Origin of the sequence: Streptomyces sp. LMG1-1-1.1 (assembly GCF_040815545.1) — a bacterium.
Classification (GTDB): domain Bacteria; phylum Actinomycetota; class Actinomycetes; order Streptomycetales; family Streptomycetaceae; genus Streptomyces.
In genome coordinates, this window is sequence record NZ_JBFPNH010000017.1 from 134,163 (window position 1) to 155,407 (window position 21,245).

19 protein-coding genes, 1 tRNA gene and 1 pseudogene are annotated in these 21,245 nt (G+C 73.3%); 14 read left to right on the plus strand and 7 right to left on the minus strand.

All coding sequences use genetic code 11. The annotated features are described in order from the left end of the window. Positions 1–43 precede the first annotated feature (43 nt). The 3 genes from MRBLMG1_RS08645 to MRBLMG1_RS08655 all read right to left on the minus strand — a co-directional run bounded on the left by MRBLMG1_RS08645 (position 44) and on the right by MRBLMG1_RS08655 (position 2,966). Positions 44–1,021: a DUF5926 family protein gene (locus MRBLMG1_RS08645; protein ID WP_367822364.1), complete on the minus strand. Its 978-nt coding sequence runs from the start codon at positions 1,019–1,021 to the stop codon at positions 44–46. Positions 1,022–1,424: 403 nt separating this feature from the next. Beyond that, positions 1,425–2,027 (minus strand): ATP-binding protein, encoded by a 603-nt coding sequence (locus tag MRBLMG1_RS08650; RefSeq protein ID WP_367822366.1) that lies wholly within the window; start codon positions 2,025–2,027, stop codon positions 1,425–1,427. 117 nt (positions 2,028–2,144) lie between these two features. Then, the gene (locus MRBLMG1_RS08655) at positions 2,145–2,966 is read right to left on the minus strand and encodes a glycerophosphodiester phosphodiesterase (RefSeq protein ID WP_367822368.1); all 822 of its coding nucleotides are present in this window, start codon (positions 2,964–2,966) and stop codon (positions 2,145–2,147) included. Between the two features lie 197 nt (positions 2,967–3,163). Between MRBLMG1_RS08655 and MRBLMG1_RS08660 the strand changes: the two genes are divergently transcribed. Next, entirely contained in the window at positions 3,164–4,732 is a 1,569-nt protein-coding gene (locus tag MRBLMG1_RS08660) for a S1C family serine protease (RefSeq protein WP_367822370.1), read from the plus strand. A 254-nt stretch (positions 4,733–4,986) separates the two neighbouring features. Here MRBLMG1_RS08660 and MRBLMG1_RS08665 read toward each other — a convergent pair whose 3' ends face one another. Both MRBLMG1_RS08665 and MRBLMG1_RS08670 read right to left on the minus strand, forming a co-directional pair. Beyond that, positions 4,987–5,313: a hypothetical protein gene (locus MRBLMG1_RS08665; RefSeq protein WP_367822372.1), complete on the minus strand. Its 327-nt coding sequence runs from the start codon at positions 5,311–5,313 to the stop codon at positions 4,987–4,989. Positions 5,314–5,362: 49 nt separating this feature from the next. Then, positions 5,363–6,034 carry a DUF6313 family protein gene (locus MRBLMG1_RS08670; RefSeq protein ID WP_367822374.1) on the minus strand — a complete coding sequence of 224 codons (672 nt, stop codon included), beginning with the start codon at positions 6,032–6,034 and terminating at the stop codon, positions 5,363–5,365. 243 nt (positions 6,035–6,277) lie between these two features. On the opposite strand from MRBLMG1_RS08670, the gene MRBLMG1_RS08675 reads away from it, so the two are divergent. Both MRBLMG1_RS08675 and MRBLMG1_RS08680 read left to right on the plus strand, forming a co-directional pair. Then, positions 6,278–6,364, plus strand: a tRNA-Ser gene (locus MRBLMG1_RS08675). A 330-nt stretch (positions 6,365–6,694) separates the two neighbouring features. Next, a complete protein-coding gene (locus MRBLMG1_RS08680; protein ID WP_367822376.1) occupies positions 6,695–7,213 on the plus strand; it encodes a hypothetical protein in 519 nt (172 codons plus the stop codon). 85 nt (positions 7,214–7,298) lie between these two features. Here the strand turns inward: MRBLMG1_RS08680 and MRBLMG1_RS08685 are convergent, their stop codons facing one another. Then, entirely contained in the window at positions 7,299–8,129 is an 831-nt protein-coding gene (locus MRBLMG1_RS08685) for a tetratricopeptide repeat protein (RefSeq protein WP_367822379.1), read from the minus strand. A 194-nt stretch (positions 8,130–8,323) separates the two neighbouring features. Here MRBLMG1_RS08685 and MRBLMG1_RS08690 point away from each other — a divergent pair, with 194 nt between their 5' ends. The 11 genes from MRBLMG1_RS08690 to MRBLMG1_RS08740 all read left to right on the plus strand — a co-directional run bounded on the left by MRBLMG1_RS08690 (position 8,324) and on the right by MRBLMG1_RS08740 (position 19,344). Next, positions 8,324–8,527 (plus strand): antitoxin, encoded by a 204-nt coding sequence (locus tag MRBLMG1_RS08690; RefSeq protein ID WP_367822381.1) that lies wholly within the window; start codon positions 8,324–8,326, stop codon positions 8,525–8,527. 178 nt (positions 8,528–8,705) lie between these two features. Then, positions 8,706–9,227 (plus strand): O-acetyl-ADP-ribose deacetylase, encoded by a 522-nt coding sequence (locus tag MRBLMG1_RS08695; protein ID WP_367822382.1) that lies wholly within the window; start codon positions 8,706–8,708, stop codon positions 9,225–9,227. A 512-nt stretch (positions 9,228–9,739) separates the two neighbouring features. Beyond that, positions 9,740–10,045 carry a hypothetical protein gene (locus MRBLMG1_RS08700; RefSeq protein WP_367822384.1) on the plus strand — a complete coding sequence of 102 codons (306 nt, stop codon included), beginning with the start codon at positions 9,740–9,742 and terminating at the stop codon, positions 10,043–10,045. 252 nt (positions 10,046–10,297) lie between these two features. After that, positions 10,298–11,509, plus strand: coding sequence for an acyl-CoA dehydrogenase family protein (locus MRBLMG1_RS08705; RefSeq protein WP_367822385.1), 1,212 nt, complete (start codon positions 10,298–10,300; stop codon positions 11,507–11,509). Next, entirely contained in the window at positions 11,506–12,585 is a 1,080-nt protein-coding gene (locus tag MRBLMG1_RS08710) for a bifunctional MaoC family dehydratase N-terminal/OB-fold nucleic acid binding domain-containing protein (RefSeq protein WP_367822387.1), read from the plus strand. The genes MRBLMG1_RS08705 and MRBLMG1_RS08710 overlap by 4 nt, the downstream gene beginning before the upstream one ends. Before the next feature lies 1 nt (position 12,586). Beyond that, entirely contained in the window at positions 12,587–13,813 is a 1,227-nt protein-coding gene (locus MRBLMG1_RS08715; RefSeq protein ID WP_367822389.1) for an acyl-CoA dehydrogenase family protein, read from the plus strand. Continuing rightward, positions 13,810–14,193, plus strand: coding sequence for a MaoC family dehydratase (locus tag MRBLMG1_RS08720; protein ID WP_367822391.1), 384 nt, complete (start codon positions 13,810–13,812; stop codon positions 14,191–14,193). The genes MRBLMG1_RS08715 and MRBLMG1_RS08720 overlap by 4 nt, the downstream gene beginning before the upstream one ends. Next, entirely contained in the window at positions 14,190–15,356 is a 1,167-nt protein-coding gene (locus MRBLMG1_RS08725; RefSeq protein WP_367822393.1) for a lipid-transfer protein, read from the plus strand. Before MRBLMG1_RS08720 ends, MRBLMG1_RS08725 begins: the two co-directional genes overlap by 4 nt. A gap of 451 nt (positions 15,357–15,807) precedes the next feature. Then, positions 15,808–16,689, plus strand: coding sequence for a DUF1906 domain-containing protein (locus MRBLMG1_RS08730; protein ID WP_367822408.1), 882 nt, complete (start codon positions 15,808–15,810; stop codon positions 16,687–16,689). Between the two features lie 307 nt (positions 16,690–16,996). Beyond that, complete coding sequence (locus MRBLMG1_RS08735; protein ID WP_367822395.1) at positions 16,997–17,542, plus strand: SigE family RNA polymerase sigma factor; 546 nt, start codon at positions 16,997–16,999, stop codon at positions 17,540–17,542. A gap of 149 nt (positions 17,543–17,691) precedes the next feature. Next, complete coding sequence (locus tag MRBLMG1_RS08740) at positions 17,692–19,344, plus strand: long-chain fatty acid--CoA ligase (RefSeq protein WP_367822396.1); 1,653 nt, start codon at positions 17,692–17,694, stop codon at positions 19,342–19,344. A gap of 64 nt (positions 19,345–19,408) precedes the next feature. On the opposite strand, the pseudogene MRBLMG1_RS08745 reads toward MRBLMG1_RS08740, so the two are convergent. Beyond that, positions 19,409–21,245 (minus strand): annotated as a pseudogene (locus MRBLMG1_RS08745) (PAS domain S-box protein); the annotation flags it as partial.

Consider the following 21,245-nt stretch of genomic DNA (forward strand, 5'->3'; position numbering starts at 1 on the left):
CACCGACTGGTCGGTCTGTCAGTCACCGATACCACCTGGGGTATCAGCTGAGAGTGACCTGACGGTTCGTGAGGCCACCGCGCGCCCGGCGCTCCTCCGCCGTCAGCGGAGCGTCCGAGGCGAGCGCCTCGGCCAGCCGCTCGGCGAACTCGGCCGCCGGCTTCTCGCACTCCTCGGCCGTCATCGACGTCGGCAGGTCCCACACCGGCACCATCAGGCCGTGCGCGCGGAAGGAGCCGACGAGCCGGGTGTCCGCGCCGAGCGAGGTGCCCTCGCCGGCCTGGAGGCGGGCGAGCGCGTCGAGGAGCTTCTCCTCCGGGTGCGGCATGACCCAGCGGAGGTGGTTCTTGTCCGGGGTCTCGCACCAGTACGCGGAGTCCACGCCCGTCAGCTTCACGGTCGGGATCGCGGCCGCGTTGGCCCGCTCCAGGGAGGCCGCGACCTCCGGGTCGCCACCGTCCGCGGACTGCGGGATCCAGAACTCGAAGCCCGTGTGGACCTCGGGCGCGAACACGGCGTCCGCGTCGAGCAGCTCCTGCAGGCGCGGGCCCTCGGCCGGCACGCGGCGCGCGGGGACCGGGGTGCCCGGCTCGGCCTCCAGGGCGCGCTGGAGGGTGTCGGCCAGATCGCGGGCGAGGTCGCCGGAGGTGGAGTCGTTCTGCAGGGCGAGCAGGACGGAGCCGTCGTCGCGGCGGAGCGCCGGCCACGCCATCGGCAGCACGGTCGCGAGCGTCACGGACGGCACGCCCTCGGGCAGCCCGCCCTTCAGGGTGAGCGGCACGGTGGCGGCGGGCACCAGCTCGCGCAGCGCGACCCAGTCGCACTCGCCGGGCAGGCCCTCGAAGGGGCGCTGGACGAGCTCGGTCACGGCGTGGGCGGCGGCCCGGCCGTGACACGCCTTGTAGCGGCGGCCCGAACCGCACGGACACGGCTCGCGGGCACCGACGACCGGGATCTCCCCGCTCGTGACCTGTGCCTGACCGGTCTTGCCGGCCTTCGTCTGGGGGCGCTTCTTGGCCATGGTGTGGCTTTCTCCCGATCGCGGCGTGCTGCGCGCTGTGTGCGCTGAGTGCGTGCTGTATCGGGCGCGAGCCTAGCCGCACCGGGCCCGACCGCCCCTCAGGCGGGGCGCGGCCCTCCCGGCCGAAGGGCCGGGACTCGCGGGTCGGTGGCGCCGGACCTGTCGGTCCGTGGCGTCGGGATCTCGCCGGTCGGGTCGCCGGACCTTGCGGGGTCGGTCGCGTCGGGATCTCGCCGGTCGGGTCGCCGGACCTGGTCGGTCGGTGGCGCCGGACCTGGTCCATCCGTGGCGTCGGGTTCTCGCCGGTCGGGTCGCCGGACTTCGTCGGTCCGTGGCGCCGGACCTGGTCGGTCCGTGGCGCCGGACCTGGTCGGCCGGGTAGCCGGACCTCGTCGGGCCGGGGTCAGTCCAGGTCGTCGTACGCGTCCAGGAAGTCGAAGCCGGAGCCGCCGCCGACGCGGGCCGCGAAGTCCTCGCGGCGGTGTCCCTCGGTGACCACCACCCAGACGGTGACCTCGCCGGTCGCGCTGTCCCGTACGCCCCAGTCCTGGGACAGCGCGCCGATGATGTTCAGCCCGCGGCCGCCGTGCGCGGTGACCGAGGGCGTCGACGGAACGGGGCGCGTCGGACCGCCGCCGTCCGTGACCTCGACCCGCAGGCCGCCCGCCGGATCGACCCGCCAGGCCGCCCGTACGTCGCCGTCGCCCCGATCCGCGCACCCCAGCGGCCTGCCGTAACGACAGGCGTTGCTGAGCAGTTCGGAAAGGATCAGCACCGCGTCGTCGACGACCGATTCGGACACCCCGCTGCGGTACAGCTCGTCCCGCATCCGGTGCCTCGCCTCACCGACGCCGGCAGGGCCATGGGGTACGGCCATGCTCGACGACGTGGGCACCTCTTGTGCCACCACCAACGCCACCCCCGAGACCTCCTTTGCCCCACGCCACCGTGTGGATGCCCCGCAGGCCTGGACCGGAAACCGGCCAATCCGCGTTCGATGACGCACTCGTGACGATCGCGTACACACGGAACGCGCCGGTGCACTCCCTGTAAGTCCTGTTGTGTCCTGTGAAGGGTGGGAAAAGGGAGACGGGTGAAACGGGACAAGTCGGTATATCGAAGCTCAGTCGCGGCCCAGCTGGGCCAGTACCTGCTTCGGGCGATTGGTGATGATCGCGTCAACGCCCAGGCGCTCGCAGAGCTCGACGTCCTCGGCGTCGTCCACCGTCCAGACGTGGACCTGGTGCCCGGCCTTCTGGAGCCGGAGGATCACCGCGGGGTGGTGACGGACGATCCGGATCGACGGACCCGCGATGCGCGCACCCGCGGGAAGCCGCCCGTCGCGCAGCCGGGGCGAGACGAACTGGGCCAGCGAGACCGTGGGCAGCGTCGGCGCCGCCGCGGCGATCCGGGACAGCGAACGGGCCGAGAAGCTCATGATCCGTACGGGAGAGTCGGCGGGGGACTCCGGCTCGTCCAGGCCGAAGCGCTTGAGGAGCTGGAGCAGGCGCTCCTCGACCTGGCCCGCCCACCGGGTCGGGTGCTTGGTCTCGATCGCCAGCTCGACCCGGCGCCCGGCGTCGGAGACCAGCTCCAGGAGGCGCTCCAGGGTGAGGACGGAGGTCGAGCCGGGAGCCTTCCGGTCCGGGCTCTCGCCTGACTCCTCCCATCCCTTCCAGGTCCCGAAGTCCAGCGCGGCGAGATCGGCCAGTTCGAGGGTGGACACCGCGCCGCGGCCGTTCGACGTGCGGTCGACGCGGCGGTCGTGGACGCAGACGAGATGGCCGTCGGCGGTGAGCCGGACGTCGCACTCCAGGGCGTCGGCGCCGTCCTCGATGGCCTTCACATAGGCGGCCAGGGTGTGTTCCGGTGCGTCCTCGGATGCTCCACGGTGGGCGACGACCTGGAGGGGGACGCGGTTCTGGTGCTGCCGTGCGTGAGTCACGGCGTCATGGTGCCATTGGCGGGGTGCGGCGGGCACACCGGAGTGAGTCCGTTCTGTCCGTATATAAAGGTCTGGGTGCGAACGCACAGCTCCGCCTTACAGCGGCCCGACGTCCTGTGGGAAAAGCTGGTACAGCACCCTGGAGCAGTAGGTGGCCAGCAGGACCACCATCCCGCAGTCAACGAGGAGAGCGAGCTGTGAGCACCGAGAACGAGGGCACGGCGGTTCCGGCGGACCCGGCTGCCCCGTCCGCCCCTCCCACGCCTCCCGTACCCCCGACGACCCCGCCCGCGAAGGACACGACGGGCGCGAAGGACGCGGCGGACACGGCGGACGCGACGGAGCCTCCGGCCCAGGCCACCCCGGACCCGGCGGCCCCGGCACCCGCCCCGGCCGCTCCCGCGGAGCCCGAGCCGGCCCCGACCCGGACGCTGCCCCGGACCGATTCCCAGGCACCCGCCCCCGCCCCCGCCCACCCGCAGTCCATGCCCGACCCGGCGCACGGCCGGCACACCTATGCGCAGGCCCCCGCGGGCGCACCGGCCCAGGCCCACGCCGCGGCCGGTGGCTGGCCGCCGCCCCCGCCGGCGGTACCGGCCTGGGGCGCGCCGCCCCCGCCCGCACAGCCCGCCCCCGGGGCCCGCAAGCGGACCGGTGGCATGGTCGCGGCCGTCCTGGTCGCGGCGCTCGTCGCCGGCGGCATCGGCGGCGGCATCGGCTACTGGGCGGCGGAGCGCGGCGACAACGGCGGCTTCAGCTCGACCACGGTCTCCTCCGGCGACGCCCCTGCCTCCTTCAAGCGCGAAGCGGGCACGGTCGCCGCGGTGGCGGCGAAGGCGCTGCCGAGCGTGGTGACCATCCAGGCGAAGTCCGGCGGCAGCGAGGGCGAGGGCGGCACGGGCACGGGATTCGTGTACGACCACGAAGGCCACATCGTCACCAACAACCACGTGGTGGCGTCGGCCGCGGACGGCGGCACGCTCTCCGTGACCTTCTCGGACGGCAAGTCGTACGACGCCGAGGTCGTCGGCCGGGCCCAGGGCTACGACGTCGCCGTCCTGAAGCTGACGAACGCCCCGAAGGGGCTGACGCCGCTGGCGCTCGGCGACTCCGACAAGGTCGCCGTCGGCGACTCGACGATCGCCATCGGCGCGCCCTTCGGCCTGTCGAACACGGTGACCACGGGCATCATCAGCGCCAAGAACCGCCCGGTGGCCTCGGGCGACGGCTCCGGCGGCAGCAACTCGTACATGAGCGCGCTGCAGACTGACGCCTCGATCAACCCCGGCAACTCCGGCGGCCCGCTGCTCGACGCGAGCGGCGCCGTGATCGGCATCAACTCGGCCATCCAGTCCACCGGCAGCGGCTTCGGCCAGTCCCAGGCGGGCTCGATCGGCCTCGGCTTCGCCATCCCGGTCAACCAGGCCAAGAACGTGGCCCAGCAGCTCATCAAGACCGGCAAGCCGGTCTACCCGGTGATCGGCGCGACCGTGAACATGAACGGCAAGGGCAGCGGCGCCACCATCGCCTCCCAGGGCGCCGGCGGCAGCGCCCCCGTCACCGCGAACGGCCCCGCGGCCAAGGCGGGCCTGAAGGCGGGCGACGTGATCACCGGCTTCGGCGGCCACCAGATCGACAGCGGCCCCACCCTCATCAGCGAGATCTGGACCCACAAGCCCGGCGACTCCGTCCAGGTCACCTACGAGCGCGACGGCAAGACCGCCACGACCACGGTCACCCTCGGCGAGCGCACCGGCGACAGCTGACGGCCCCCCGTCGCACACGACGGCGACAGCTGACGGCCCCCCGTCGCACACGACGGAGACAGCTGACGGCCCCCCGTCGCACACGACGGAGACAGCTGGCGACCCCCCCCCGTCGCACACGAGGGAGGGGAGCACCGGACACCCGGCGCTCCCCTCCCTCGTGTCACGCCCGACCGTCGAACACGCCGACGCCCACCCCGAGCACGCCCACCATCTCCCCCGTAAGCCGGCGCGGCCAGTCAGGCGCCGGCGGGTCAGCCGCGGGTGGACGTGGCCGGCGGCACGTCCGGCGGTACGTCCGGCGGGAGGTCCGAAGTCCGCCGCCAGACACGGCGCGCCGGCGGGGCGGCCTCCTGCCGCCACTCGTCGGCGACTCGCTCGACCGGGGTCGGGCTCTCCGTGATCGTCTGCAGGTCCCGGAGCAGGAGCTCGGTGAGCTCGCCGTCGAGCCGCTCGCCGACGCCCTCCGAACTCCACCGCACCATGAGCTGCGCGGCCCGGTCCAACCCGTCCTCGGTCGCCTGCGGATAAGCCAGTGCCAGGGATGCCCGGGCGATCTCCACCGCGCTTCGCGTACGCATCCGTCAACCCCTCCTGTTCGTCCTGCTCGTCATGGCCGGGTGGATCCGTTCAGATCTGGCGCGCCGCGCACACGACGCACTGTCCGGCGGTGGCGGCGGTGCGGACGTGGATGCTCGTCAGGTCCTGGGCCTGCCGCAGGCACTCGGCCCGGCCCAGTTCCGCGTACTCCGCCGTGCACATCGTGTCGCGCACCAGTACTTCCCAGTGGTCCTGTGCCAGAAGCCAGTGATTCCGGTGCGCCCGGCGCACGAAGTTGTCGACCAGCGCGTGGGCTTCCGGCGACTTGTTGAAGTAGTCGCCCAGGTACGCGATCCGCGACGGCGGCCGAAGCCTGTCGCCGAGCTTCCGCCTCCGGAAGAGACCGCTCGTCGTCAGCTGCTTCACGCTCCGGATGCGGGTGGCGATGACGTGACCGGCCACCCCACCGATGATCGCGGGCACGAGGAGCCACCCGATGAGCGACGCGCCCCACGACGGGAGGCCGCTCGGCGGGTCGATGAGCGTGAACGTCTTGTAGACGTCTTTGTACCCCTCGCCCCGCGCCGCCAGGAAGTACAGGCCGCCGACGACCACCGCCAGCGGAAGCCCCCAGTCCACGAACCACTGCGTCACACCGGACAGCGCCTTGCGCGACCGCAGCATGCGCCGCAGCCGCTTCCGGAACGACTCCGGCGGCGGCGGATCCAGATGGAACGGCACAGGAAGACTGCTGATGGACAACGGTGATGCCCCTCCCACTCCGACGCCACTCCCACCCCGGAACCGGTCACCCCGACCACGGGCGTCACGCAGGGAGCACGCACACGAACTCGCTCGCGGTTCCCACGCGTTGACCGGACCGCACAGGATGATCCCCCGTCCCCCCGCCGCTCGACCCTCCGCGCACCCCCAAAAGTGCGTACATCCGCAGCAGCGCCCAGCCGGTAGGCTGTAGCCGCTCCGCAGCAGGTGAGGCGGGGCACAGGTGGGTTGCCCGAGCGGCCTAAGGGAACGGTCTTGAAAACCGTCGTGGCAGCGATGTCACCGTGGGTTCAAATCCCACACCCACCGCAGCAGGCCGGCGCGTGCGCCGGATGACGAGGGGCGTCCCGGTGAGGGGCGCCCCTCGGTCGTGTACGGGGGCCTGGACGAGGGGCGTCGCGGCGTGGGGGACCTTCCGGGCGGTGCGCGCTGTCAGGGGCTTCCTGGTGGGTGGGTGGGTGGGTGGGTGGGCCGTGGTCCTGGTGGCGGTCCCGGCTGGCGAAGGGCCACACCGTGGGTGACGATCGCAGCAGGCGTGGGTTGTCGCCCGCGGCGTACGCGCTCGGGGCTTCGGCCGGGGCTCTTCCCGGTGGGTCGGAGCATCCCTGGCCTTCCCTGCCCTTCCTGGAGGTACGCGTCATGGCAGGCTTCTCGCTCGACTCCGTCGAGGCCGTCGTCGGCGGCGGAAAAGCGGTGATCTCGGCCGACGACAGCACGGTCGTCGCCGCCGTGCAGGACACCCTGCGGCAGGGCAGGTCCGCGACGTTCTACCTCACTCCGGAGCAGGGGGCGAGGGTCAAGTCCTGGTACTGGACGCCCAAGCGGATCAAGGAGCGGGGGCTGGAGCCCGTCTCGAGCGAGGAGCTGCAAAGGATCGAGTCCGAGCTGGGGGTCGAGGGCATGGGCCACTCGTACTCCAACCGGGTCGCGTGCGAATGCGGGGCCGTCTACGGTGCGTTCGAGTTCGTCCAGCAGGGCATCGCGGAGCACGGCAAGGAGCAGGTGGACGCGGTGCTCGCCCTGGAGGACGTCTACGTCCTGCGGGTCAACCCCGTGAATTCCGCCGTGTGCGCCGCATGTACGCGCGGGATCTCGGTCGGCCACGAGTACGACATGGCGAGCAGGTACGGGTGCTCCCGAACCGAGGCCCCCGTCTGACGTACGAAGCGGCAGGTCGCAGGGCGGGCCCCGGATTCCGGGGCCCGCCCTGCGCGTAACGGCCGGGTGCGGCGCGGAGCGGGGCTCAGCCCCCGTCGATGCGGGTGAGCAGTGCCAGGGCCTGGATGGTGCGGTTGTTGTCCGGGCCGAAGGCGGTCAGGCTGGCCTCGTGGACGGCGGCGGCCAGCGGGCGGGCCTCGGCGTCGCGGCCGAGGCCGTGGAGGGCCATGGCCGTGGCGAGGTCGGCGGCGCCGGCCTCCGGACCGCGCTGCTCCGCGGGCAGGCTGCGGTGTATCTCGTCCGCGCGTTCCGCTTCGGCGATGGCCTCCTCGTGGCGGCCCTGGGCGTTGAGGCTGGTGGTCAGGGAGAGCCGCACGACCAGGGTGAACTGGTCCACGCGGTCGTGGGCGGCGAGGAAGTCACGCGTCAGCCCCTCGACCGCCTGGTAGTTGCCCAGCGCGTTGAGGGCCGCGATCTGCCCGTTGAGGGCGGCCATCACGACGTACGGCATCTCCGGCGTCTCGTTGCGGGCCGCGAGGTGCATGACCTCGACGCACTCCGCCTCGCATTCGTTGTGCCGGCCGAGCATGTTCAGCGCCTGGGCGCGGTCGGTGCGCAACTTCAGGGTCATCGTGTGGTCGGGGCCGAAGATCCGGTCGTAGTCCGGCAACAGCGCGTCGAAGGTGGCGAGCGCCTCGTCGCTGCGGCCCAGGGCGCCGGCCGCGAGGGCGGCGACGCCCAGCGCCATCGGCGCGAACGGCTCGTCGTGCGGCCGCTTCTGCGCGGCGGCGATGGAGAGGGCCCCGGCCTCCGCCTCGGCGTAGCGCCCCGCTTGGTAGAGGGCTCTCACCTCGGCTAAGTCGTTCAGTGTCTGGAGACCGGCTTCGCGTCGGCCGCGCGACCGAAAGAGTGTCATGGCCAGAGCATACGAACGCTGCGTACGTCCGTTCGGGGAAGTTCGGAGAAGTTCCGATGTTCCGATGTCCGGATGTCCGGATGTCCGGATGTTCGGTGATGGTCGCACGGCTTCGGGGTGGGACGGCTCAGCGGATGCGGATTGCCGGGGGTGCGGTGATGCTGGAGGGGCCGGAATCGTGCGAGGAGGCCAGGATGTCCATGTTGGACAAGCTCAAGGGAATGCTGAAGGGCCACGAGGATCAGGCGTCCCAAGGCATCGACAAGGCCGGCGACTTCGTCGACCAGAAGACCCAGGGCAAGTACAGCGGCCAGGTCGACACCGGCCAGGAGAAGCTCAGGGAGCAGCTGGGACGCCCGGACCCGGGTCCGGGTCAGGACAAGCCGCCCCAGCAGTAGGGCCGCGCCGAACCCGTTGTCGCGGGTGCCGGCAGGTCCGTACGCCGGACGGTGAAGGGGCGCCCCGGATTCACCCGGGGCGCCCCTTCCGGGTCGCGCGGCGGGAAATCCGATGGCCGGGGCGTGTCCCGGGGGCTTGAATCCGGCGGGGGAAGACCGGAGGAAAGGGCGGCTCGCCGTGGTGCGCATCGTGCTGGTTCAGGGGGACATCACCGCGGAGGCGGCGGACGCCGTGGTCAACGCCGCCAACTCCTCGCTGCTGGGCGGCGGCGGGGTCGACGGCGCCATCCACCGGAAGGGCGGCCCGGAGATCCTCGCCGCCTGCCAGGATCTGCGCCGCTCGCACTACGGCAAGGGCCTGCCGACCGGGCAGGCCGTGGCGACCACGGCGGGACGGCTGCCGGCCCGCCACGTGATCCACACGGTCGGCCCGGTCTGGTCGCGGGACGAGGACCGCTCGGAACTGCTGGCCTCCTGCTACCGCGAGTCCCTCCGCGTGGCCGACGGGCTCGGCGACCGTACGGTCGCGTTCCCCGCGATCTCCACCGGTATCTACGGCTGGCCTATGGACGACGGCGCCCGGATCGCCGTGGAGACGGTGCGGACGGCCCGTACCGAGGTGGAGGAAGTGCGCTTCGTGCTCTTCGACGCGCCCGCGTACGCGGCCTTCGAGGCGGCGGTGGGGGACGCGGGCGTCTAGGGGGCAGTGGGGGACGCGGGCGTCTAGGGGGCGCCCCGGAGGCGTCCCGGGGGCGTGGCGGGGCGCGGATCGGTTCGAACGCCTACCCCTGGGTCGTGAATGTGCTCGATCCCCCCGCGCGGGAGACGCGCCGTGGCGTCCGCTCCGGGGCGGCGGTCGGCGGAGGGGATGCCGGAACGCTTCCTCTCTTGCGGCGCACGGGCCGTGCTCGTAGCGACGCGTGTTCACCGCGGTGAGCTGCGGCTTTCGTCGGACTGCCGGGGTTTATCGGCTTGTCCTCACGCTTGCGGGGGAATCGGTCGCTCCGGGGTGGTTCGCCGGGGATTCGGTGGGCAACTCTGGATTCGCGACGTCGAGCAGAAAACGACCGGGGCGGTAGGCCAACTGCCTTGGACATAGCCGTACTTCAGACCAGCTCAGCTCGGATCGGTTCAGAACCGTTCAGATCCCTTCAGGTCCGTTCAGAGCAGCTCCGTGCAACAGCACCAGTTTCAGTTCCCGGAGGAACACATATGGCAAGCATCCGTACCGCCCGCGTCCTCGCCGCTGCCGCCGCCCTGCCCCTCGCCGCCGCGCTCTTCACGGGGGTGGCCCAGGCCGACAACGGCGGGTTCGCGGACGACGGATCGAACACGAGCGTCGCCTCGATCATCGGGAGCGGCGTGGGTGGGGACAACCACGGCAACTCGACCACCACGCAGCAGGTGGCGACCGGATCCGGTGCCTCCAACCAGAACAACACCGCGAGTGTGAACGGCTCCGCCTTCACCCACATCGCCCAGTCCAACAACGTGGTGAACTTCAACCCGTGGTGGTGACCGGCAGCACGGGAGCCGGCCCGACGGGGGGCGTGACCGCGGTGTGAACGACGGCCTGTGCGGCGGTACTTCGGTACCGTCGCGCGGGCCGTCACGCGTTTCGTGGGCGGGTGCCCGACCCGAGGGTGCGCGAAGGCCCCCGAGGGGGCCGAGCGGAAGCCGGAACCGGGTGCGGGCGTCTTCGACCTTGACAGGGGTCCTGAATCTGACGGACAGTCAGAAACCTCAGTCGTCCCACGGGAGGCCGTCGCCGTGCACCTCGCCCCGACCGAGCGGCAGCTGCGGCTGCGCGCCGAACTCCGCGCGTACTTCCGGGAGCTGATGCCCGACGGCCCGCCTCCCCCCGACGACACGGCCGCCCAGCGCCGACTGCTCCGCCGCATCGGCGCCGACGGGCTGCTCGGCCTCGGCTGGCCCGAGGAGTACGGCGGGCAGGGGCGTGGCCCGGACGAGCAGTTCGTCTTCTTCGACGAGGCGTACCGCGCGGGCGCCCCCGTCTCGATGGTCACCCTCAACACCGTCGGACCGACCTTGATGGCGTACGGGACCGAGGAGCAGAAGGCCTTCTTCCTGCCCCGGATCCTGCGCGGCGAGACCGTCTTCGCCATCGGGTACAGCGAGCCCGAAGCGGGCACGGACCTCGCCTCCCTCCGCACCCGGGCGGTTCGGGACCCGGCCCCGGCCGAGGGGAGCGCGGCGGGTGGGAGCCCCGCGGACGACGGCTCCTGGGTGATCGACGGGCAGAAGATCTTCACCTCCAACGCCCAGAACGCCGACTGGATCTGGCTCGCCTGCCGCACCGACCCCGACGCGCCCCCGCACCGGGGCATCTCCATCGTCCTGGTCCCCACCGACGCCCCCGGCTTCTCCTGGACCCCCATCGCGACCGTGGGCGGGCTGACGACGACCGCCACGTACTACGACGGGATCCGGGTCCCCGCGGGCAACCTCGTCGGGCCCGAGCACGGCGGCTGGGGGCTCATCACCAGCCAGCTGAACCACGAGCGGGTCGCTCTCGCCGCGATCGGCATGCAGGCCGAGGACTTCTTCGGCGCCGTACTCGACCGGGCGCGTACCCCCGATCCGGTGACGGGCAGGCGCCGTGTTGACGAGCCGTGGATCCGGATTCGAGCCGCCGAAGCGCACGCCCGACTGGCGGCGACACGCCTGCTGAACTGGCGTTTGGTGGGGGACGTGGGGGGCGGCCGGCTGGCCCCGGGCGACGCGAGCGGAGTGAAGTTCGCGGGAACCGAATCGGCGGTGGAGGTGTATCGAATATGTCAGGAGATCGCGGGCGGGGCGGGGACGGTGCGGGCGGGATCGCCGGGGGAGTTCGACGGCGGTGAGCTGGAGCGCATGAACCGTGCCGCGCAGATCAACACCTTCGGGGGAGGGGTGAGCGAGGTGCAGCGCGAGATCGTCGCGAGGATGCGGCTCGGCATGAAGGGGAGGGGGCGGCGATGAGCGGGACGGAACGGACGGCGGACGGGCTGTACGAGCTGATCGCCGCGTACGAGGGCCGGCCGGCCGCCGTCGGGGGCACCGGCAAGGACCCGGTCAACCTGCCCATGATCAGGCACTGGTGCGAGGCCATGGGGGACGCCCACCCCGCCTACGGGGGGCCGGACGCCGTCGCTCCGCCGACCATGCTCCAGGCGTGGACGATGGGCGGCCTCTCCGGACACACCGACCGCTCCGGGGCGTACGACGAGCTGTTCGCCCTCCTCGACGGCGCCGGGTACACGTCGGTGGTCGCGACGGACTGCGAGCAGGAGTACCTGCGGCCCCTGCGGCCGGGTGACGAGATCACCTTCGACGCCGTCATCGAGTCCGTGTCGCCGCGCAAGACCACCAAGCTCGGCGCGGGGCACTTCGTGACCACGCGGATGGACGTCCGGGCGGGCGGCACCCTCGCCGGCACCCACCGCTTCCGCATCCTCAAGTACGCCCCCGCCGGCCGGCGCCCCACGGAGACGGGGACGGAGACCGGGACAGGGACCGGGACGGGGACGGGCACGGGGACGGGGACGGAGACGGAGACCGGGACGGGCGCGGAGGCCGGCACCGGTGTCGGCGGGGGCACCGGGACCGGCACCGGCGGCGGGATCAGCGGCGGGACCGAGGGCGGGCGGCCGAAGGCCAGGCGGCCGCGTCCCGTGGTCAACCGGGACAACGCCGGGTTCTGGGAAGGAGTGGCCGCGCACAAGCTGCTCATCCAGCGCTGCGGCGCCTGCGCGGCCCTGCGCTTCCCCTGGCTGCCGGGGTGCGCCGACTGCGGCTCGCGGGAGTGGGACACGGTCGAGGCGAGCGGCGCCGGGACGGTCTTCTCGTACGTCGTGATGCACCACCCGTCCTTCCCGGCCTTCGATCCGCCCTACGCGGTCGGGCTCGTCGAACTCGCCGAGGGCGTAAGGATGATCAGCAACGTGGTGGGAGTGCCGTACGACAAGGTGCGGATCGGCATGCCGGTGCGGCTGGAGTTCCTGCGGGTCGACGAGGAGCTGGAGCTTCCCGTCTTCCGCGCGGGAGGGGAGGACTGACATGGACTTCACGCCCACCGAGGAGCAGGAGGCCGCCCGGGAGCTGGCCGGACGGATCTTCGGCGACCTCGCCACCCACGACCGGCTCAGGGCCGCCGGCACCGGCACCGACGCCGAGCTCTGGAAGGCCCTCTGCGCGGCCGGCCTCCCCGGCGCCGTCGAGGACACCGGCCTCCTCGGCCTCGTCCTCCTCCTGGAGGAACAGGGCCGCGTCACCGCCCAGGTCCCGTTCGCCGCGACCTGTGTGTACGGGATCCTCGCCGTCACCCGGCACGGCACCCGGGAACAGCGCGCCCGCCTCCTTCCCGGCCTCCGCGACGGCACGACGGTGGTGACGGGCGCCCTGCCGGCCCCGGACACGGTCACCTCCCGCGCCACCCGCGACTCCCAAGACACCCGCGACTCCCGCGACTCCCGCGACACCCCCGCCACCCCCGCCACCCGCGACGACGCGGCTCACGGGGAGGCAGGCGGAGTCGTGGCCTCCGGTGGCGGGCGGCTCACTGGGGTCGTGGAGTGGGTGCCGTGGCTCAGGGACGCCACCCATGTCCTCGTCCCCGACGAGGAGCACGCCCTGTGGCTGGTCCGCACGGAGGACGCGGCGGCCGTCGAGGCCGTCGAGCTCACCGCGCCCTGGTCGGCCGGCCGGCTCGTCCTGGCGGGGACGCCCGCCGAGCGGTTGGGCGGGGCGGTGGCGCGGACGGGGGCAGGGCGCGCGGGGCCTGCCGGGCAGTCAGGGCCGACCGGCGAGCGGCTCGGCGGGCCCGGAGCGGCGGCCTACGCGGACGTGCTCGCCGCCGCGCGGATCGCCTTCGCCGGGCTGCAGGCGGGGGTGTGCGCCGGGTCGTTGGCGAGAGCCGTGGCGTACACGTCGGTGCGGGAGCAGTTCGGGCGGCCGCTGGCCACGCATCAGGCGGTGCAACTGCGGGCCGCCGACGCCCATATGGACACCGAGGCCATCCGTGTCACGACCTACGAGGCGGCCTGGCGGTTCGACGAGGGCCTGGACGCCGGGGCGGCGGCCCTGACCGCCGCCTGGTGGGCGTCCGAGGCGGGGAAGCGGGTCGTGCACGCCGGACAGCACCTGCACGGCGGCATGGGCGCGGACCTCGACCACCCCGTCCACCGCCATTTCCTGTGGGGCCGGCAGCTCGACGCCTATCTGGGCTGCGGCACCGAACTCCTCGCCGAGCTCGGCGACCTGCTCGCGGAGGGGGACCCGTCATGAAGCCCGGGGACGAACTGCCGCCGCTGCGGATCCCGATCACCCGCACCCTGATCGTCGCCGGGGCCGTCGCCTCCCGCGACTACCAGGACGTGCACCACGACGCCGAACTGGCCCGGGAGAAGGGGTCCCCGGACATCTTCATGAACATCCTCACCACCAACGGGCTCGTCGGCCGGTACATCACCGACCACTTCGGCCCCCGGGCCGTCCTCCGCAAGGTCGCCATCCGGCTCGGCGCCCCCAACCACCCCGGGGACACCATGGTCCTGACCGGGACGGTCACCGAGGTGGACGGGGACACGGTCGGCGTCAGGGTCGTCGGGGCGAACGGGCTCGGACACCACGTCACCGGGACGGTCACCGTGGAGGTCGGGCGATGAGCCTCCGCAGCAGGGACGAGCTGGGCGGCCGGGCGGCCGTCGTGGGCATCGGGGCGACCGAGTTCTCCAAGGACTCCGGCCGCAGCGAACTCTCCCTCGCCGTCGAGGCGGTGCGGGCGGCCCTCGACGACGCCGGGCTCACCCCCGCCGACGTCGACGGCCTGGTCACCTTCACCATGGACACCAACCCCGAGATCACCGTCGCCCAGGCGTCCGGCATCGGCGAGCTGTCGTTCTTCTCCCGCGTGCACTACGGCGGCGGGGCGGCCTGCGCCACCGTGCAGCAGGCCGCGCTCGCCGTCGCCGCCGGGGTCGCCGAGGTCGTCGTCTGCTACCGGGCGTTCAACGAGCGCTCGGGCCGCCGCTTCGGTTCCGGCGTCCAGCAGCGCGAGCCCTCGGCGGAGGGCGCGGCCCTCGGCTGGCAACTGCCCTTCGGGCTGCTCACTCCGGCCTCCTGGGTCGCCATGGCCGCCCAGCGCTATCTGCACACCTACGGGCTCACCCCGGACGCCTTCGGCCACGTCGCCGTCACCGACCGGCGGCACGCGGCCCGCAACCCCGCCGCCTACTTCCACGGGAAGCCGATCACCCTCGCCGACCACGCCGCCTCGCGCTGGATCGTCGAGCCGCTCCGGCTCCTCGACTGCTGCCAGGAGACCGACGGCGGTCAGGCGATCGTCGTCACCTCCGCCGAGCGCGCCCGTGACCTGCGGAATCCGCCCGCCGTGATCCTGGCGTCGGCGCAGGGTGCCGGACGCCGGCAGGAGGCCATGACCAGCTTCTACCGGGACGATCTGACGGGGCTGCCGGAGATGGGCGTCGTCGCCCGGCAGTTGTGGCGGACGTCCGGACTCGCGCCGACCGACATCGACGTGGGCATCCTCTACGACCACTTCACCCCGTTCGTGCTGATGCAACTGGAGGAGTTCGGCTTCTGCGGGCCCGGCGAGGCGGCCGACTTCGTCGCGGCCGACGCCCTCCCGCTGAACACCCACGGCGGTCAGCTCGGCGAGGCCTACCTCCACGGCATGAACGGCATAGCGGAGGCGGTACGCCAGGTGCGCGGCACCTCCGTCAACCAGATACCCGGCGCGGCCCGGACCCTGGTGACGGCGGGCACCGGGGTTCCCACGTCCGGGTTGATCCTGGGCACGGACGGCTGAGGCGACGGGCCCAGCGGTGGCCGGGTGGCTCGGGCGGTCCTTCACTCGCGCCATGAGCACAAGCGCCCGCCCCCCTGCCGCACCCGAACCCGACCCCGTACCCGAGACACCGCCGCCACCGCCGCCACCGACCTCGTCCCCCTCGTCCGCGCCACCGCACCCGTCCTCGTCGTCCGCGCCGCAGCACCGGTCCTCGTCGTCCGCGCCGCAGCACCGGTCCTCGTCGTCCGCGCCGCCGTCACCGTCCACGTCACCGTCCGCGCCGCCGTCACCGTCCACCTCACCGCCCGCACCGCCGCCACCGTCCACCTCGTCCTCCTCGTCCTCCTCGCCGCCCTCGTCCTCCTCGCCGCCCTCGCCGTCCTCGCCGCCCTCGCCGCCCTCGCTCTCACCGGCGAGCCGCTCGCGTTCCGCGTCGCCTCTCGGGGCGCGGTCGGTGCTGGCCGCCCTGATGGTGGCGGTGGCCGGGGCCACTCTCCTGACCGCGCCCGCCCCCGGCCCCGCCCCCGCGCCCGACCCGGCGGGGGCGCGCCTGCGCACCGCCCCCGCTCTCGCCGGTGCGCCCGCGCTCGCGTACTTCGAGGGCAAGGCCTTCGACACGTGTGAGGCGCCGTCGGTCGCGGTGATGAAGGCGTGGCGCAGCTCGTCGTACGGGGCCGTGGGGGTCTACTTCGGCGGCCGGGGCCGGGGGTGCCCGAAGCAGCGGGAGCTGAGCGCGGCGTGGGTCGCCTCGGTGCACGCCATGGGCTGGCGGCTGCTGCCCCTGTTCGTCGGCTCCCAGGCGCCGTGCGTCGTCTCGCCCGCCAAGCGGCCGTACGCGATCGGCGCCGACCCCTCGCGGCAGGGCACCAACGAGGGGGCCGAGGCGGTCCGGGCGGCGCAGGCCCTGGGGATGGGCGCGAGCAGCCCGCTGTACCTCGACATCGAGGCCTACGAGCGGGGTGACGCGCGGTGCGCCGCGACGACCCTCTCGTTCGTCCGTGCCTGGAACCGGGAGGTGCGGCGCCTCGGCTACGTCCCCGGCTTCTACAGCAGCGCCGATTCGGGGGTCAGGGACATCGAGGCGCAGCGGAGGGCGGGCACGAAGGACCTGCCGGCCGTGATGTGGTTCGCGCGCTGGCGGGGGCAGCCGTCGCTGTACACCGAGTCGGTGCTGCACCCGCAGGCCTGGACGCCGCACGCCCGCATCCACCAGTACGTGGGCGACGTCGCCGAGTCGCACGGCGGTCGCCTGCTCCACATCGACCGCAGCGAGGTGGACGCACCGGTCGCCCGCGTCACGACCAGGACCGCGTTCGCGGCGACCCGCCCCCGACCAGTACAGGAGCGCTGAACGCGGTCCACGCGATCCGCCTCCGCGATCCGCCTCCGCGATCCGCCTCCGCGATCCGCGCGGACCGCCGCCCAGCGCACCGGGCCCCACGCCCGCCCCCTCCCCTCCTCCCCCTTCCTCCCCCTCCCCTCCGCCCCCGATCCGGGCCCGGTGATGTCCTCCCCAGGCAGGTTCCGACCCTGAGGCGGGGGTGGGGGGACTCCACCCAGAGGAGGTGGAGCCGTCCCCGCCCCTACAACCTGAGGCGGAGCGGGGTTCGGGACCTGGGGCCGATCCGCCGGGGCCCGTCCCCTCCTAGCGTGGAGTCATGACTCCGCCACCCTCTGGCCCCGTCTGCGCCGGTGCCTCGCAGTACGCGTCGTACCCGTCCTTCTCCTCGTACGTACGAGCGCGCGGGCCCGTGCTCCTGCGCACCGCGCGCTCCCTGACCGCCAACCCCTCGGACGCCGAGGACCTCCTCCAGACCGCGCTGACCAAGACCTTCGTGGCCTGGGAGCGCATCGAGGACCACCGGGCGCTGGACGGTTACGTCCGCCGGGCGCTGCTGAACACCCGCACGTCGCAGTGGCGCAAGCGGAAGGTCGACGAGTTCGCCTGCGAGGAGCTGCCGGAACCCACGGGGCTGCCGGAGCCCGACCCGGCCGACCGGCAGGTGCTGCACGACGCGATGTGGCGCGCGGTCCTGAAGCTGCCGGAGCGGCAGCGGCAGATGGTGGTCCTGCGGTACTACGAGGACCTGAGCGAGGCGCAGACCGCCGAGGTGCTGGGGGTGTCGGTCGGCACGGTGAAGAGCGCGGTGTCCCGGGCGCTCGGCAAGCTCCGTGAGGACCCGGAGCTGACCCCCGTACGGTAGCGAAACGGGGCGTAGGGCCCGCCGTTCGCCCTCTTCCGCCAGCGATCACTGGCAATTTCCGTACTCCCGGGTAGTGACATACCGCGCGGTACGTGCGCAGAATCTCCACACCCCTAACTGCCACGTAGCGCCCACCGGGAGGACGCCCCGTGTACAGCACCATGCAGGACGTACAGCTGACCGTGAGCCGCATCCTCAAGCACGGGATGACGATCCACGGGAAGTCCACCATCACCACCTGGACGGGCGAGCCCGAGCCGCAGCGCCGCACGTTCGCGGAGGCCGGGGCCCGCGCGCACCAGTTGGCCAACGCCCTGCGCGACGAACTCGGGGTCATCGGCGACCAGCGGGTGGCCACCCTCATGTGGAACAACTCCGAGCACGTCGAGGCGTACTTCGCGATCCCCTCGATGGGCGCGGTCCTCCACACGCTCAACCTCCGTCTGCCCCCCGAGCAGCTGGTGTGGATCGTCAACCACGCCGCCGACCGGGTCGTGATCGTCAACGGCTCCCTGCTCCCCCTCCTCGCCCCGCTGCTCCCGCACCTGCCGACGGTCGAGCACGTCGTCGTCGCGGGCCCCGGGGACCGCTCCGTCCTGGACGGCGCCGTGCCGCGCGTGCACGAGTACGAGGAGCTGATCGCCGGCCGCCCGACCACGTACGACTGGCCCGAGCTCGACGAGCGTTCGGCCGCGGCGATGTGCTACACCTCCGGCACCACCGGCGACCCGAAGGGCGTCGTCTACTCCCACCGGTCGATCTACCTGCACTCCATGCAGGTCAACATGGCCGAGTCGATGGGCCTCACCGACCGGGACACGACCCTGGTCGTCGTCCCGCAGTTCCACGTCAACGCGTGGGGCCTGCCCCACGCCACCTTCATGACCGGCATCAACATGCTGATGCCGGACCGTTTCCTCCAGCCGGGCCCGCTCGCCGAGATGATCGAGCGCGAGAAGCCGACGCACGCGGCCGCCGTCCCCACCATCTGGCAGGGCCTGCTCGCCGAGGTCACCGCCCACCCCCGCGACCTCTCCTCGATGGTCCAGGTCACCATCGGCGGCGCCGCCTGTCCGCCCTCCCTCATGGAGGCCTACGACCGGCTCGGCGTCCGCCTCTGCCACGCCTGGGGCATGACCGAGACCTCCCCGCTGGGCACGATGGCCCACCCGCCGCACGGCCTCACCGCCGAGGAGGAGTGGCCCTACCGCGTCACGCAGGGCCGCTTCCCGGCCGGCGTCGAGGCCCGCCTGGTCGGCCCCTCCGGCGAGCACCTGCCCTGGGACGGCGAGTCGGCGGGCGAGCTCGAGGTGCGCGGCACCTGGATCGCGGGCTCGTACTTCGGCGGCATCGACGCCGAGGAGATCCGCCCCGCCGACAAGTTCAGCGAGGACGGCTGGCTGAAGACCGGCGACGTCGGCGTGATCAGCCCCGACGGCTTCCTCACCCTCACCGACCGCGCCAAGGACGTCATCAAGTCCGGCGGCGAGTGGATCTCCAGCGTCGAGCTGGAGAACGCCCTCATGGCCCACCCGGAGGTCGCCGAGGCCGCCGTCGTCGCCGTACCGGACGAGAAGTGGGGCGAGCGCCCGCTGGCGACCGTCGTCCTCAAGGAGGGCGGGACCGCGGACTACGAGACGCTGCGGGCGTTCCTCGCCGACGAGGGCGGCATCGCCAAGTGGCAGCTGCCGGAGCGCTGGGCGATCGTGCCGGCGGTGCCGAAGACGAGCGTCGGCAAGTTCGACAAGAAGGTCATCCGCAGGCAGTACGCGGAGGGCGAGCTGGACGTGACCCAGCTCTGACCGAGAGGGTCTCCGGACGGAAAGGGGAGGGCGGGGGCGCCCTCCCCTTTCCCTTTTGCCGTGCCTAGTTGGTGCCGATCTTCGCGAGCAGGTCGACGATCCGGGCCTGGACCTCGGTGCTGTTCGACCGCTCGGCGAGGAAGAGGACCGTCTCGCCGGAGGCCAGCTTCGGCAGCTCCTCCTCGTCGAGGTCGACCGAGGTGTAGACGACGAGCGGGGTGCGGTTCAACTGCCCGTTCGCCCGCAGCCAGTCGATGATCCCGGCGCGGCGGCGGCGCACCTGCATCAGGTCCATGACGACCAGGTTCGGCCGCGTCTCCGAGGCGAGCGCGACCGCCTCCGTGTCCGTCGCCGCCCGCGACACCTGCATCCCGCGCCGCTCCAGGGTGGCCGCGAGCGCGTCCGCGATGTCCTCGTGCTCCTCGATCAGCAGGACCCGGGACGGGTGCTGCTCGCTGTCGCGCGGCGCGAGCGCCTTGAGGAGTACGGCCGGGTCGGCGCCGTACGCCGCCTCCCTGGTCGCCTGCCCCAGACCCGCCGCGAGCAGCACCGGCACCTCGGCGGCGACGGCGGCCTGACGCAGCGACTGGAGCGCGGTGCGGGTGATGGGCCCGGTCAGCGGGTCGACGAACAGCGCGGCCGGGAAGGCGGCGATCTGCGCGTCGACCTCCTCGCGGGAGTGCACGATCACCGGCCGGTAGCCGCGGTCGCTCAGCGCCTGCTGGGTGGCGACGTCGGGCGCGGGCCAGACGAGCAGCCGGCGCGGGTTGTCGAGGGGCTCCGGAGGCAGCTCGTCGTCGACGGGACGCGGGGCCGGCCGGTTGGCGACCTCGACCGCGCCGCCGGGACCGTCGAGCGGCTCGGGGCCTTCGGCGGAGCCCTCGGCGGGCGCCCCTATGGCGTACGCGCGGCCCTCGGGCGCCGCCGGGACGAGCCCGAGCGCGGCCTCGGGCGAGGACTGCGGGTGCGGCCTGACCTCGACCTCGGCACCGGCCGCCGCGGGCAGCGCCGCCGGAGCCGGCGGGTCCACCTCGGGCGGCGTCGCGAGCTTCCGCCGCCGCCCCGACCCGTTGGAGGGCGCGGCGGGGGCCACGGCAGGCGTCGTCGGGGCCACCGGCGCCACCTGCGCGGGCGGCACGAACGGCACGCCCTGCCCGAGCGTACGGACGCTGAACGCCCGCCCCTGCGTCGAGTCCTTCGGCATCGGCAACTCGGGCGGCAGCGGTACGGAACCGGTGCCCGTCCCCGAACCCGTGCCCGTGCCCGTGCCCGTCCCGGAACCGGTGACGCTCCGCGTCTCGACCCCGGCCCCGCCCCCGTCCCGCGCCGACGGCGGCGACACGGCCCGGCGACGCCCGGTCGCCTCGGCCCGCGCCCCGTCCCGGAACTCCTCGGGCAGCGGGGACCTGGGCAGCGGATGCGGCTGCGGAGGCGTGTGATCGGCGCCCGGCACCCCCCGTACGGCCTCGTGCCGCCCCTCGTCGGACACCGGCAGCGCCCCGCCCGCCGGAGCGCCGGGCGCACCGGCCACGGGCAGAGCCCCGGGTACGGCCCCGGGCACCGGCACGGAACCGAGCCCGGGCACGGATCCAAGCTCGGGAGCGGATCCATGCTGGGGTACGGATCCATGCTGATGTACGGATCCAAGCGCGGGAGCGGAACCGAGCCCGGGAGCGGAACCGACCCCCGGAGCGGAACCGAGCCCGGGCACGGGTCCAAACTGGGGAGCGGATCCAAGCTCGGGAGCGGCGGAAAGACCACCGGCCTCCGCCACCTCGGGCGCACGGTCGGCGTCGGCCGGCGGCAGCGCGAACGGCGTCCGCGGCCCGGCTTCGGCCGCGGCCGCACGCTCCTGCGCCGCGGCCAGCGCCCTGCGGCGACGGCCGCTCGGCCGCTCGACG